A 13,286-nucleotide genomic window follows, 5' to 3' on the forward strand; every position below is an offset into this window, starting at 1 on the left:
TCAGCCGGACTTGCGGGCCGGGTCGGGGACGCTGGCGAGGAGGCGGCGGGTGTAGGGGTCCGACGGGGCGTCCAGGACGCGGGAGGTGGGGCCCTCCTCGCGGCGGGTCCCTTCGGCGAGGACGTAGACGCGGTCGGTGATCTGGCGGACGACGGCCAGGTCGTGGGTGATGAAGAGGAGCGCCATCGACAGCGACTCCCGCAGTTCGGCGAGCAGGCCGAGGATCTGGGCCTGGACGGAGACGTCGAGGGCCGAGACCGATTCGTCGCAGATGAGAAGCTTTGGACGGCCTGCGACGGCGCGGGCGATCGCGACGCGCTGGCGCTCGCCGCCCGACATGCCCGCCGGAGGGCGCGCCGCGACGGCAGGGGAGAGCCCGACGAGTTCCAGCAGCGCCGCCACTTCGGCCTTCCCGCCGTCGCGGCCCGCCGCGCGCAGGGCCTCGGCGAGCACCGCGCCGACCGAGCGGACGGGGTTGAGCGAGGAGTAGGGGTCCTGGAAGACCATCTGGACGCCGTGCAGCACCCGGGCCCGGTCTGCCTTGGGCAGCGCTCCGAGGTCGCCGTACGTGATGCCGTCGAAGGCGATCTCGCCGCCGTCGGGGCGTTCCAGGCCGACGACGCAGCGGGCGAGGGTGGTCTTGCCGGAACCGGACTCGCCGACGATCCCGACGGCCTCGCCGGGCGCGACCCGCAGGTCGATGCCGCCGAGCGCGGGCCGCTGCGCGCCGCGGAACGTCCGGGTGAGGCCGCGGATCTCCAGCAGCGCGGCCGCCTCCGGGCCTGCCTCGACGGGCTCGGCCGCGATCTCGGGCTCGGGGGCGACGGTCAGGGAGACCTCGTCGGCCTTGACGCACGCCGACATCCGGCCGGGCCCGGCGGGCCGCAGCGCGGGCGTCCCGGCGCGGCAGACGTCCGAGGCGAGGGCGCAGCGGTCGGTGAACCCGCACCGGCCGGTGACGGCGTCGTGCGCGGGCACGTTGCCGGGCACCGAGGGCAGGACGGCGAGCCTGCGGTCGAGCGGCGGCTCGGCGGCGAGCAGCGCCCGTGTGTAAGGGTGCCGGGAGCCTTCCCGGACGGCGTCGGCGGGCCCCGTCTCGACGGTCCGGCCCGCGTACAGGACGAGGACGTCGTCGCACATCGAGAACGCGACGCGCAGGTCGTGCGTGATGAGCACGAAGGCCATGCCGCGTTCGTGCTGCACCCGCCGGACGAGGTCGAGCACCTCGGCCTGGGTGGTGACGTCCAGGGCGGTCGTGGGCTCGTCGGCGACGAGGACCCGGGGGTCCCCGGAAAGGGCGCAGGCGAGGCCGACGCGCTGGCGCATCCCGCCGGACAGCTCGTAAGGGCGGCGGTCGGCCACGTCGGCGGGCAGGCCCACCTCGGCGAGCCGGCGGGCGATCTCCTCCCGGGTGCGCTTCGCGCGCGGCAGCCCGTCAGCGATCTGCTTGCCTACGGGACGCAGCGGGTTGAGCAGCGTGAACGGGTCCTGGAGGAGGAGCGACACGGTCGTGCCGCGTAGGCCGCGCAGTTCCTTGGGCTTCTCGGAGACCCGCACCCCTGCGAGGTCGACATCGCCGCTCGCCTTGAGTCCGGAAGGCAGCAGCCCGAAGAGCGCGCGCACGGTCAGGGACTTGCCTGAGCCGGACTCCCCGACGATCGCCAGCGAGCGGCCCGCCTCGACGGTGAAGGACACGTCCGAAAGGAGGGTCCGTCCGTCGGAGGTCCGCTGCACGGCGAGTCTTTCGACCTCGATCAGCGGCTGCGTCTTCCGCGCCGCGGCCGTCCCCGTCGTCGTGGCCGTCATCGCGCCAGCCTCCGCTGCTCGGCCCGCTCCTGGAGCCAGTCGCCGACGACGGTCACCGCGGCCGCCGTGATGATGATCGCGAGGCCCGGGGCGACCGAGGCCCACGGGTTCGTGAAGAGCTGGCCCTTGTTGTCCGAAAGGGTGCGGCCCCAGTCCGGCGAGCCGGCGGCGACGCCTAGGCCGAGGAACGACAGCGACGCCAAGGACACCAGCGCGTACGCGAAGTTCAAGAACGCGTTCGCCAGGGCCACCGGAAGGATGTTCGGCCAGACGTGCCGCGTCATGATCCGCCAGGACGACAGGTTCTGGAGCCGCGCGGCCTCCACGTACGCCCGGGAGCGCTGCTCCAGGACCGCGCCGCGCACGACCCTGGCGTCGGTGGGCGCGAAGAGCACGATGAGGACGAGGACGGCGAGCCCGTACCCGCCGCCCATGACCCCGGCGACGACGATCGCGACCAGCAGGGCGGGCAGGGAGAGCACCAGGTCGGCCCAGCGCATGGCGAAGGCGTCGGTCCTGCCTCCGAGGTATCCGGCGGGCAGCCCGATGAGGTTGCCGAGGACCATCGACCCGGCGCTCACCGCGAGCGCGCCCAGCACCGCGGTGCCCGCCCCGGCGACGAGCAGTTGGAGCACGTCGCGGCCGAGTTCGTCGGTGCCGAGGGGGTGGCCGGGGCCGGAGAAGGTGATGCCGGTGGCGAGGTCCTGGCCGGTGGCGCCGGGCACGATCAGCGTGCCGAAGACCGCGCAGACGCCCGCGACGGCCAGGACGAGCAGGGCGACGGCGACGGCCGGGCCGGGGATCCGGAACGGGAGCCTCATCGCTCCTCCCCGAAGCGGATGCGCGGGTCGGCGACGGTGTAGGCGACGTCCACGAGCAGGTTCACCGCCGAGATCAGCAGGGTCAGCAGCAGCGCGAGGGCCTGCACGACGGGCATGTCCTTGAACGTCACCGAGTCGACGAGCAGCGAGCCGAGGCCGGGCAGCGTGAACGTCACCTCGATGAGGACGGTCCCGGCGAGGGTGCTGGTGACGATCAGGCCGATGGCCGTGAGGATCGGGATGAGCGAGTTGCGCAGCGCGTATCCGGCGATGACCGGCGCGGACAGGCCGCGGGCCCGGGCGAAGACGATGTAGTCCTGGTCGAGTTCGCGGACGAGTGCGGTGCGGGTGAACCGGACGAGGAGCCCGGCGGCGCCGATGGCGAGGGCGACGGCGGGCAGCGTCAGGTGGACGAGCCTGCCGGTGAAGCCTTCGCCCGCCCCGTACACCGGGAACCACTGGAGGTAGACGGCGAACGCCGTGAGCAGCACAAGGCCGACCGCGAAGGGCGGCGCGCTCATGCCGGCGACGGCGGTGACGGCGGCGGCCCGGTCGGCGGCCCTGCCCTTGCGGAAGGCGCCGACGATCCCGAGCGGCAGCCCGATGAGGACGGCCAGGAAGGTGCCGTAGGCGGTGAGCTGAAGGGTGAGGCCGAGTCGGGAGCCGATGGACTCGGTCACGGGCATGCCGGTGCGGATCGAGGTGCCGAGGTCGCCCTGGAACACGCCGCCGAGCCAGCGCAGGTACTGGGCGACGAGCGGCTCGTCCAGGTGGTGGCGCGCCCGGATGGCCGCCAAGGCCTCGGGGGAGGCGGGGCGGGTGCCCAGGAGGGTCCGCTCGACGGAGCCCGGCGCGAGGTAGAGCAGGCAGAAGACGCCGATCGAGAGGATCGCCAGGACGGCGAGCGTGCCCAGCGCCCGCCGCGCCAGGAAGCCCGCGCTCACGCCGCCCGGCCCGGCGCGGGCGCGCCGGCGAGCGGCGGGGCGGTGGCGGTCATGCGCGGTCTCCGGCGGGGACGGGGGCGGGAAGGACTCCTTGGGCGGTGAGCCAGTCGAGGATCCGGTCGCGGGCGTCCGCGCAGTGCGCGGGATCGACCAGCTCGTGGCCCTCGTGAGGATATGTCACCATCTCCACGGTCGCGCCTGCTCTGACCAGGGCCTTGTACAGGCGCTCGGCCTCCCCGAGGGTGGTGATCCTGTCCTCGGCTCCGTGCAGGATCAGCGTCGGGGTCGTCACCGAGTCCGCGGCGTAGAGCGGCGAGCGGTCGGTGAGGAACTCGCGGCCGTCGGGCGTCGCCGGGTCGGCGCCCGGCAGGTACACGACGTCGTAGCCGCCGCCGATCGCGCTGGTCGTGCGGAAGCTCACCCAGTCCGGGACGCCCGACATGACGACCGCGGCCTGGAAGCGCCCGGTCGTGGTGATCGCCCGGGCCGTCAGGTAGCCGCCGTAGCTCAGGCCCGCGACGGCCTGCCTGTCCGGGTCGGCGACGCCCTCGCAGATCAGCAGGTCGGCCCCGGCGAGCACGTCGGCGAGGTCGCCCCCGCCGAAGTCGCCGATGACGGCGCGGGCGTGCTCCTGGCCCCGGCCGCTGCTGCCGCGCGGGTTCGGCAGCAGCACCGCGGCCCCGGCGAGGGCCAGCGGCAGCGCCATGAGGTTCGACTCGCCGGGCGCGAAGGACTGCGCCCACAACCAGGTCGGCCCGCCGTGCGCCAGGACGACCAGCGGAAACGGCCCGGGGCCCTCGGGGCGCAGCACGATGCCCTCGATCACCCGGCCGTCCTCGGCCTCCCAGCGGCGGACCTCCCGGACGACGCCCTCGGCGAGCTTCGCCAGATCGGCGTTGAAGGCCGTGCGCGGGGTGAAGCCGCCGCGGCTCAGGGAGCCCACGGCGACCTCAGGAGGGCTTTCCGGGGAGTCCCAGACGACCGCCGCGCGGTCGGGGCCGCAGGGGACCAGTGAGGGCTGGCCGTCGCGCCCGCCGAGCGCGGCCGAGGCCGCCCAGCGCGAGACGACGGCGCCGTCGGCCTGGACCACGCCGCCCTGGACGCCCGTGCCCGCCCAGCCCGCGAACCAGAGCCGGCCCGCGTCCAGCCAGCCGAGGTCGGTGACGTCGTCGAGGGACTCCCAGCACGTCGCCCCGCCCGAGGCGAGGTCGACGCGCAGGACCCGGCCCGACACGATGGAAAGGCCCTCCACCACGACCGCGCAGGCGCCGTCCGGAGACAGGCGCGGACGGGCGAGCTGCCAGGGCGTGGTCAGAAGGGTCCGGACGGAGCCGTCCCGCAGATCCACCTTGACGAGGCGGGGCGCGTAGTAGCCGCTCGGAGCCGGGTCCGCGGAGACGACCGCGAGGGCCGTGTCCTTGCCGTCCCAGTCGGCCTCCCACACGGTGAGCCCGTCCATGGGCACCGGCGTGAGGCCCTCCTGCCCGGCCCGTGCCAGGAAGAGGCGGCGCAGGCGGGTGCCCGGGGAGTCCACGTAAGGCCCCTCGGGGGAGGGGACGCGCAGCCCTAGGTGCATGCCGTCCCGGTCGCTGCCCGGGTCGGCGACCCGGACGAGGAGGGCGCCCCCGGCCGCCGCGATGACGTCCTCCACCGCGCCGTCCACGGCCTGCGACCAGGCGATCGCGCCGGTCGCGGCGTCGATCTCCTCGATCCGGCCGAGATCCGACGTGGCCGCGACCAGCCTGCCGGTGCCGGGGATCCAGCGCGGCATGACGTGGTCGGTGCCCGGCAGCGGGCGGACGCCACCCGTCTCGTCGCCGGCCGATCCTCCCGCGTCCATGACGTGCAGCACGGTGCCGCCGTCCGACGGCACCGTGAAGGCGATCAGGGAGCCGTCGGCGGTGACGTCGGACGGGACGCGGGCCGCGGTCAGGGCGGCGTGGGCGGCGCGGGGGTCGGCGGTCCCGTCCCATCGGTTCATTTGGCGGAGACCTCGGCGGCCCAGGGGGAGATGAAGAAGTACGGGCCGTAGCCTTCGGCGGTGACCTTCGGGCCGAACGCGGTGGCCGACTGGCCCCACCACAGCGGCTGGTACGGCACGTCGGCGGCGGCGAGTTGGAGCGCCTTGCCGATCAGCTGCCCGCGCGCGTCCACGTCGGTGGTGGCCTTGGCCTCGTCGAGGGCGGCGGTGACCTTCGCGTTGGCGTAGGAGGCGATGTTGGTGCCGCCCGCCGCCGCGTTGGCGCCGTTGAGGAGCTGCTGGGTGAACTCGGCGGGGTCGCCGGTCGTGGCGAAGTACCAGCCGTAGAGCAGGCCGGACTTGCGCTCGGTCAGCTCGGCGATCCACGCCTCCAGCGTGATCTCCTTGACCGTCAGCTCGATCCCGAGGCCCTTGAGGTTCTCGGCGAGGGTCAGCGCGGCCTTGCCGAGCTGGGAACCGCTGTTGGGGTAGGTGAGGGTGGCCTTGAAGCCGTTCGGCACCTTGGAGGCGGCCAGTTCGGTCTTGGCCTTGGCCAGGTCGAACTCGACCTGCGGGATGCCCGCGTAGATGGTCTCGACCTGCTCGGCGCCCAGGCCCGCCCACTGCGCGGACGACGGCAGGGTCGTCGCGACCTCGGCGTGCCCGCCCAGGATGCTCTTGACGATGCCCTCGCGGTCGACGGAGTGCGCGATCGCGCGGCGCACGTGCGCGTCGTCGAACGGGGCGACCGCGGTGTTGAAGGCCAGCGCGACGAGGGAGCGGTCGGTCGTGGTCTTGACCTCGACGCCGTCCAGGCCCTCCCACTGGGAGAGCTGCTCCAACGGCACGTTCAGCGCGATGTCGACCTCGCCCTGGCGCATGGCCAGCAGGCGGGTGGAGTCCTCGGCGATGAACTCGAAGCGGATCTTGGCGATCGAGGCCTTGCCGTTCCACCAGGCGTCGTTGCGCTCCAGCGTGACGTGCGAGTCGGGCGCGAACTCGGTGACCTTGTAGGGGCCGGTGCCGAGGAGCAGCACGTCCGGCGTGCCGATCTTGTCGCCGCCCTCCTTGAGGAACTTCTCGCTCGTGACGAGGAGGGTGCCGGGGGAGACCGTCCAGGCGAAGGAGCTGTCGGTCTGCTTCAGCTCGATCGTGACCTCGTGCTCGCCGGTCGCCTTGACCGACTTCACGCCCGCGTAGGCGTAGGCGAAGGCCGAGGTGGAGCCCTTCTTGGCGTTGTACTCCAGGCTCGCGACGATGTCGGCGGCGGTGACGGGGGTGCCGTCGGAGAACACGACGTCCTTGCGGAGCCGGTAGACGAACGTCTTGGCGTCGTCGCTCTTCCAGGACTCGGCGAGGGCGGGCACGAGCTCGCCGTCGGGGCCGACGCCGACCAGGGCCTCCTGGGTGAGGAGCGCGACCACGTAGTTCATGATCCCGGCTTCCTTGCTGGCGTCGAGCGAGCTCAGCGAGGACGGGAGGGCGACCCTCAGCTCGTCCAGCGTGCCGCCCTTGGCGGCCTCCGGCGCGTCCGGGGCGCCGCACGCGGTGAGGAATCCGGGCAGCGTCGCCACGCCTCCGGCCACCGCGATCCCTCGCAAGAACGACCGCCGAGAGACCTGCTCGAAAGCGCCCATCGCCACCTACCCTTTGCTCACTATGGCCTTCACCAGCGGCGTCTACCATATCTATCCGATTGGGCAGTGACACTAGTAATCCCCACCGAACCAGTCAAGAAGCCTGAACCGCCACGGAGTGCGTCCTTCGTCACGCCGCGCACCGAGGCCGATGGGGCCTAGGCAGGAGCGCGCCGAGCGGCCACAGTGAGCTGTGATGTGCGACACGGTGCGGGAGGTCGGGATGGGGCTGGGCGTGGTGCGGCGGCTGGTGGCCGTCGGGGTGCTGGCGGGGCTGGTGGTCGGGCTGGCGCAGGCGCCCTCGGCGGCGCGGGAAGAGGCGACGGTGTGGCTGTGCGCCCCCGACCTCGCCTCCGACCCCTGCCAGGGCGGGCTGTCCACGACGGACGAGAAGACGGGCAAGGTCACGACCGTGCCCGAGAGCCGGCCTGTGGACTGCTTCTATGTCTACCCGACGGTCTCCCAAGAGGTGACGGTCAACGCGAGCCTTGAGGCGAAGCCGCCGGTGACGTCGATAGCGAGGCACCAGGCCGCGCGGTTCTCGGACGTGTGCGAGGTGTGGGCGCCGGTCTACCGGCAGCGGACGCTCACCGCGCTGCTCGGGGGGAACCTCGGCCTGTACGGGCCGGAGGTCCAGGCCGAGTCCGCGCGGATCGCCTACGAGGACGTGCTCCGGGCCTGGAAGGAGTACCTGGCGCGCAGCGAGGACGGGCGGGGCGTCGTCCTGATCGGGCACTCGCAGGGCACCGGGATCCTCCGGCGGCTCATCCGCGAGGAGATCGACCCCGACCCGGCGGCCCGCGCCCGGCTCGTCTCCGGGCTCCTGCTCGGCGGGACCGTCGCCGTCCGCAAGGGCTCCGACCGCGGCGGGGACTTCCAGAACGTCCCGCTGTGCGAGGCCGAGAGCCAGACGGGCTGTGTCCTGACGTACGCCTCCTTCAGCAACGAGCCCGGCGAGGACTCGCTGTTCGGACGCGTCCCGGCCGAGGACAATGGCAGCGGCTTCCCCTCCGGGCCCGAATATGAGGCCGCCTGCACGAACCCGACGTCGCTCCGCTACAATCTCCCGGGCATCGCCAGGACGATCCTGCGCACGGACCCCGTCCCCGGCCTCCTCGGCATCGCCGCGAAGATCACCTACTGGGGCGAGCCTCCGACGGCCGCCACCCCCTGGCTCGTCCCGTCCGACAAGTACGTCGTCCGGTGCGTGCACGAGAACGGCGCGCACGTCCTGCGCTACACGGGGCTGCCCGGATCGCGCACCCTGCACGCGGCGCCTCTGCCGACGTGGGGCACCCACCTGCTCGACGTCAACATCGCGCTGGGGGACCTGCTCAGGATCGTCGGCAAGCAGACGGCCGCCTACGGGGCCTGATCACCGGGCCCGATGACATGCCTGATCATTTGGCCTGATCACGTGGCTGCGCCGCGCTCGCCGAGAAGGTCGGTCAGCACCTTGATCTCCGCGCTCTGGCTGCGCACGATGCTGGACGCGAGCGCCCGCACGTGCTCATCGTCGGCGAGCGGGAGGACGGCCTCGGCCATCTCCACACCGCCCTTGTGGTGGGCGATCATGAGCGTGAGGAAGAGGACCTCGGCGTCGCGTCCGCGCAGCCCGCGCAGCCGCGTGAGGTCCTCCTGGGAGGCCATGCCGGGCATCTGCGTGTAGTCGGCGACGGCGGCGCCGCCGTGGTGGCCGCCCATCCACTCCATCGGGCGGCGCGCACCCGTCAGTGGCAGGCCCCACTGGATCAGCCAGTCCTGCATGCGGCCTATCTGGTTCTGCTGGGTGAGCGCCATGTCCAGCGCGATCGCCCGCAGCGTCGCGTCGTCGCTGCCGTCCCGGATGATCAGCGCCATCTCCACCGCCTGCGTGTGGTGGACGGTCATGTCGCGGCTGAAGCCCGCCTCCGCCGAGGTCTCCACCGGCCGGTGCGGGGCGGCGACGAACGCGCCGGCGAGGCCCGCCGCGAGCAGCAGGACCAGGCCGAGCAGGACACGGGGGAGCTGCGCGGCGCGCCGCGTCGGGGTCATCGGGTGGATCCTCCGCAATCGTGGGGCCGGGGGCTCGTGGGGCCGGGGGCGCGAACTTCTACCGACAATAGAAGACGGTCGCGGGTGGGCCGCACCGGTCCGGAGGAACCCGTCAGGGGCCCGCGTTACCCTGGCGACCACTCGCCGGCGAAGCCGGACGGCTGAGGAGGGGGACGGCGTGCGTCTGGGCGACCTGGAACGAGCGGTGATGAACGAGCTGTGGGCCAGGCCCGGGGATGGCGTCCTCGCCAAGGACCTGGCCGAGTCCCTGCCGTCGCATCCGGCCGTCACCACGGTGCTGACCATCCTCGACCGCCTCGTCCGCAAGGGACTCGTCACCCGGGAGCGCGAGGGCCGCGCGCACCGCTACCACGCGCTGCACAGCAAGGAGGCCCACGTCGCCGAGACCATGAACGAGGCCCTCGCCACCGCCGACGACCGCGAGTCGGCCCTCACCCACTTCCTCGGCACCGTCTCGCCGGACGACGTGGCGGCCCTCCGCCGCATCCTGGAGGCCGCCCCGGATACGGAGCGGGACTCCTAGCCGTGGCAGGGCTCTTCGTCGCGGTGGGGCTGCTCGCGCTCGCCGCCGTGCTCCTCGGACCGCTGCCCGCGGTGCTCGCGCGCGCCGCCTGGTGCGAGCGCGCGCCGCGCGCCGCCCTCGCGCTCTGGCAGGCGGTCACCGGCGCGGCGGCGCTCAGCGTCGCCGGCGGGCTGCTCGCCGTCGCGGTCGCGCCGCTGGCCGCGACGCTCCACTGCAGCCTGCGGGTCTTCGCGGCGCAGACGCTCGCCGGCGATCCGCTGCGCGGGATGGGCGCCACCGAGATCGTCGCGCTCGGGTGGGCTCTGGCGGTGGCGGGCGGGATCACCGCGGCGTTCGGGCACGCGTTCGCGCGCCAGACCGGGGTCCGGCGCAGGCACCGGCACCGGGTCGGGCTCGTCGCCGTGTCCCGGCGCGACGGCGCCCTCGTCGTCGACCACGAGGTCCCCGCGGCCTACTGCCTGCCCGGTTTCCGGCCGCGCGTGGTCGTCACCTCGGGGCTCGTCGCGCTCCTGCCGCCCGCGGAGCTCGCCGCGGTCCTCGACCACGAGCGCGCGCACGCCAGGGGCAGGCACCATCTGCTCCTCCTGCCGTTCCACGCGCTCGCCGCCGCGCTGCCGCGGCTCCCCGCGCTGCGGACCGCGCACGACGACGCGGCCCGGCTGGTGGAGATGCTCGCCGACGACCACGCGCGGGCCCGGCACGGCGGCAGGGCCGTCGCGTCGGCGCTGGTCCGGCTCGCCGCGGGGCGCGCCGCCGTCCCGGACGCCGCGCTGGGCGCGGCCGAGCACTCGGTCGTCGCGCGAGTGCGCCGCCTCACCGCGCCCGCGGCCCCGATGCCGCTCTGGCAGCGGGCCGCGGTGTACGCCGGGTCGGCGGCTCTGTGGGCGGTGACGCCCGCCGCGCTCGGGCTCTGCCTCCTGTGAGGCTCAGGCGTCCGGCGTGCCGACGCCGTTGGTGCACGGGGCGCCCGGCTCGGGGGCGTTCGGCGACTGGGCGAACTCGGTGACGAACGCCATCAGCCCGGCGTCGGCGGGTTCGGCGACCTTGAGCTGGGCGCCCCACGCGCTGGCGTGGATCCCGTCGGTGACGCCCGGGTGCGGGCTCACCAGGACGTACGGCTTGCCCCGGAGGAGGTCCCGCAGGGCCGTCACCTTGTCGTCGGCGAGGTTCTCGGGGTAGGTGATCCACACCGCCCCGTGCTCCAGGGCGTGCACGCCGTTCTCGTCGCGGACGGGCCCGGAGTAGATCCCGCAGTTCTGCCAGACGGCGTCGTGGTCGCCGCCGACCGGCGGGGTCTGCCCGTAGTCCATGTCGGACGTGGTGTGCTCGGCGGTCAGCCCCTCGAAGACCGTCACCCCGTCTTCGCGGACGCTGGACGACACCGCCCCGGTCTTCTTCGGCGGCGCGGTCTCCTGCTGGGTGACCATGAACACCAGCCCCGCGGCGACCGCGACGCCCGCGGCGCCCACCGCCGCGATCCCCAGCGCCTTCTTGCGCCGCTCCCGCGCCGCCTCCCGCTGCCGCATCTCCGCGACCCGCTGCCGCGCCTCGCGTGCCGACTTCTGACTGGGGGACATCGCACTCCTCCGGGGGAAACCGCCGCACCCGGGGGGACCGGCGACACATCTTTCTACACAACGTAGAAAAATATAACCGCCCCGCCCAGCGAACCGCCCCGATCCTTCCCGATACAGCCCGGTTGAAGGCGGGGCGGCCCCTGTGGCTCGACTCCGGCGGCCCGCCGTCGCCGTGCTCGTGGTGGCCCCCGGGCCGACTGGCGCCATGCCCGGTCTCATGTCGGGAATTCGGCTGAGCGAGGGCTGAGGCGTCGGATATCCGCGATCGGTGGGCGCTGGTTAGCGGGTTCCGGGGGAGGGGCCGAATATGGAATCTCGCTTCTGGCGCGTGGGAGAGCGCGCCGTGTAGGGGGATTCCTTGAGTGTCATGACAGGGCCGGCGCAGACCTCGCGGAGCAGGGCGGCCACTCTGGCGCTGGCCTGCGCCGGGGTTTTCGTGGCCTATCTGCCCGTCGTCACCGTGGTGGTGAGCCTGCCGGCGATCCAGCGGGCGCTGGGGGCGTCGACGGCGCAGCTCGCCTGGGTGCCTGACGCGTTCGTGCTGCCGGTGGCGGCGCTGATCCTCAGCGCCGGGGTGTTCGGCGACGTCCACGGGCGCCGGAAGGTGTACCAGGTCGGGCTCGCGCTGTGCGCGGCAGGAGCGCTGGTGTCTCTGTGCGCGCCGTCGATCGAGGTGGTGTGGCTGGGGCAGGCCCTGTCGGGGGCGGGGGCCGCGGCGCTGCTGCCGGTCACGCTCGCGCTGATCAGCCACGTGGTGCCCGACCACCGGGAGCGCGGCAGGTACATCGGGCTGTGGACGACGTGCATGATGGCCGCGATGGCGGTGCCGCCGCTCATCGCCGGGGTGATCCTGGAGTTCGCCGGCTGGCGCTGGATCTTCGTGCTGCCGATCCCCGTCGCGCTCGTCACCATGGCGGTCGCCGCGCGGTTCCTCGACGAGTCGCGGGCGCCCGGCGGCCGGCGGCTCGACTGGCCCGGGCAGATCACCGCGGCTCTGGCGATCACCGCCCTGGTCTACGGGGTGATCGAGGGCGGCGCCACGTCGTTCACCGCAGCCCGGGCGCTCACCGCGCTCGCCGTCGCGGTCCTCGGCGCGATCGCGTTCGTCGTCGTCGAGAGGCGCAGCGCCTCGCCCATGTTCGACCTGTCGCTGTTCCGGGTCCCGGCGTTCGTCGCCTCGGCCGTCGCCGCGCTCGTGAGCTTCCTCGGCCTGATCGGCTTCTTCTTCGTCCTCAGCCTCTACTTCGGGGTGGTGCAGCGGCTCAGCACCCTGGAGTCGGGGATCCGGATGGTCCTGGTCAACATCGTCTGCATGCTGCTCGGCTTCGCCATGGCCCGCCTCCTGCGCCATCTGACGCCGCGGGTCCTGATCACCGCGGGCCTGGTGATCGCCGGGATCGCGCTGCTGACGCTGACCGCCCTCGACGCGGACACGTCCCTCCCGTCGGTGGCCTGGCGGCTGTGCCTGCTCGGCCTCGGCCTCGGCCTGGCGTTCCCCGTCATCACCGGCATCGCCGTCGGCTCGGTGCCGCACCACCAGGCGGGCATGGCGGCCGCGGGCAACAACGCGTTCCGCCAGGTCGGCGGCTCCCTCGGCCCCGCGCTGCTCGGCGCCCTGCTGACCGTGAAGGTCCTGGACGCCCTGCCCGACAGGCTCAGCGCGTCCGGCGTGACGGGGGCCGCCGCCGAACTCGTCACCTCGACCGCCGAGGACGGGGGCCTCGGCGCGATCGCCGGGCTTGACCTCGGGGCGCAGCGGGACGCGGCGCTCGAAGCGGTCTCGCAGGCCTTCCTGGAGGGCATGCGGTGGTGCCTGTCGGTCTCCGCGATCCTGCTGCTCCTCGCCGCGCTGGCCGCGGCAGTCCTGCTGCGCCGCCCTCGCCGGTTCCCTCAGGCGGACACCGCCTGAGGGAACCGGCAAGCCTACGATGACGCAGGGGGACCGTCCGGACCCTCAGCGTCA

General features: G+C 73.6%; 11 protein-coding genes. 4 read left to right on the top strand and 7 right to left on the bottom strand.

The window, feature by feature from the left end; all coding sequences use genetic code 11:
• Genes ACYVOM_RS39220 through ACYVOM_RS39240 form a run of 5 tightly spaced genes read right to left on the bottom strand, consistent with a single transcriptional unit; the run spans window position 1 to window position 7,117 of the window.
• Complete coding sequence (locus tag ACYVOM_RS39220) at window positions 1–1,806, bottom strand: ABC transporter ATP-binding protein (protein WP_460308694.1); 1,806 nt, start codon at window positions 1,804–1,806, stop codon at window positions 1–3.
• Window positions 1,803–2,627, bottom strand: coding sequence for an ABC transporter permease (locus ACYVOM_RS39225; protein WP_460308695.1), 825 nt, complete (start codon window positions 2,625–2,627; stop codon window positions 1,803–1,805). Before ACYVOM_RS39225 ends, ACYVOM_RS39220 begins: the two co-directional genes overlap by 4 nt.
• The gene (locus ACYVOM_RS39230) at window positions 2,624–3,571 is read right to left on the bottom strand and encodes an ABC transporter permease (protein ID WP_460308696.1); all 948 of its coding nucleotides are present in this window, start codon (window positions 3,569–3,571) and stop codon (window positions 2,624–2,626) included. Before ACYVOM_RS39230 ends, ACYVOM_RS39225 begins: the two co-directional genes overlap by 4 nt.
• Window positions 3,572–3,620: 49 nt before the next feature.
• Window positions 3,621–5,552 (bottom strand): prolyl oligopeptidase family serine peptidase, encoded by a 1,932-nt coding sequence (locus ACYVOM_RS39235; protein ID WP_460308697.1) that lies wholly within the window; start codon window positions 5,550–5,552, stop codon window positions 3,621–3,623.
• A complete protein-coding gene (locus tag ACYVOM_RS39240) occupies window positions 5,549–7,117 on the bottom strand; it encodes an ABC transporter substrate-binding protein (protein ID WP_460308698.1) in 1,569 nt (522 codons plus the stop codon). The genes ACYVOM_RS39235 and ACYVOM_RS39240 overlap by 4 nt, the downstream gene beginning before the upstream one ends.
• 247 nt (window positions 7,118–7,364) lie before the next feature.
• Between ACYVOM_RS39240 and ACYVOM_RS39245 the strand changes: the two genes are divergently transcribed.
• Complete coding sequence (locus ACYVOM_RS39245) at window positions 7,365–8,543, top strand: DUF3089 domain-containing protein (protein WP_460308699.1); 1,179 nt, start codon at window positions 7,365–7,367, stop codon at window positions 8,541–8,543.
• A gap of 38 nt (window positions 8,544–8,581) precedes the next feature.
• Here the strand turns inward: ACYVOM_RS39245 and ACYVOM_RS39250 are convergent, their stop codons facing one another.
• Window positions 8,582–9,202 (bottom strand): DUF305 domain-containing protein, encoded by a 621-nt coding sequence (locus tag ACYVOM_RS39250; RefSeq protein ID WP_460308700.1) that lies wholly within the window; start codon window positions 9,200–9,202, stop codon window positions 8,582–8,584.
• Window positions 9,203–9,380: 178 nt separating this feature from the next.
• On the opposite strand from ACYVOM_RS39250, the gene ACYVOM_RS39255 reads away from it, so the two are divergent.
• Complete coding sequence (locus tag ACYVOM_RS39255; protein WP_460308701.1) at window positions 9,381–9,746, top strand: BlaI/MecI/CopY family transcriptional regulator; 366 nt, start codon at window positions 9,381–9,383, stop codon at window positions 9,744–9,746.
• A 2-nt stretch (window positions 9,747–9,748) separates the two neighbouring features.
• A complete protein-coding gene (locus ACYVOM_RS39260) occupies window positions 9,749–10,669 on the top strand; it encodes a M56 family metallopeptidase (RefSeq protein ID WP_460308702.1) in 921 nt (306 codons plus the stop codon).
• Window positions 10,670–10,672: 3 nt separating this feature from the next.
• On the opposite strand, the gene ACYVOM_RS39265 is transcribed toward ACYVOM_RS39260, so the two are convergent.
• A complete protein-coding gene (locus ACYVOM_RS39265; protein ID WP_460308703.1) occupies window positions 10,673–11,323 on the bottom strand; it encodes a DUF3105 domain-containing protein in 651 nt (216 codons plus the stop codon).
• A gap of 367 nt (window positions 11,324–11,690) precedes the next feature.
• Between ACYVOM_RS39265 and ACYVOM_RS39270 the strand changes: the two genes are divergently transcribed.
• A complete protein-coding gene (locus ACYVOM_RS39270) occupies window positions 11,691–13,232 on the top strand; it encodes an MFS transporter (RefSeq protein WP_460308704.1) in 1,542 nt (513 codons plus the stop codon).
• The last annotated feature ends 54 nt before the right edge of the window (window positions 13,233–13,286 follow it).

The sequence above is a fragment of the Actinocorallia aurea genome (genome assembly GCF_054783995.1).

Bases quoted from the DNA above. Each gene is read 5' to 3' on its own strand.
- ACYVOM_RS39220 (WP_460308694.1), bottom strand. From the start codon at position 1,806: ATGACGGCCACGACGACGGGGACGGCCGCGGCGCGGAAGACGCAGCCG.
- ACYVOM_RS39225 (WP_460308695.1), bottom strand. From the start codon at position 2,627: ATGAGGCTCCCGTTCCGGATCCCCGGCCCGGCCGTCGCCGTCGCCCTG.
- ACYVOM_RS39235 (WP_460308697.1), bottom strand. From the start codon at position 5,552: ATGAACCGATGGGACGGGACCGCCGACCCCCGCGCCGCCCACGCCGCC.
- ACYVOM_RS39245 (WP_460308699.1), top strand. From the start codon at position 7,365: ATGTGCGACACGGTGCGGGAGGTCGGGATGGGGCTGGGCGTGGTGCGG.
- ACYVOM_RS39250 (WP_460308700.1), bottom strand. From the start codon at position 9,202: ATGACCCCGACGCGGCGCGCCGCGCAGCTCCCCCGTGTCCTGCTCGGC.
- ACYVOM_RS39265 (WP_460308703.1), bottom strand. From the start codon at position 11,323: ATGTCCCCCAGTCAGAAGTCGGCACGCGAGGCGCGGCAGCGGGTCGCG.
- ACYVOM_RS39270 (WP_460308704.1), top strand. From the start codon at position 11,691: ATGACAGGGCCGGCGCAGACCTCGCGGAGCAGGGCGGCCACTCTGGCG.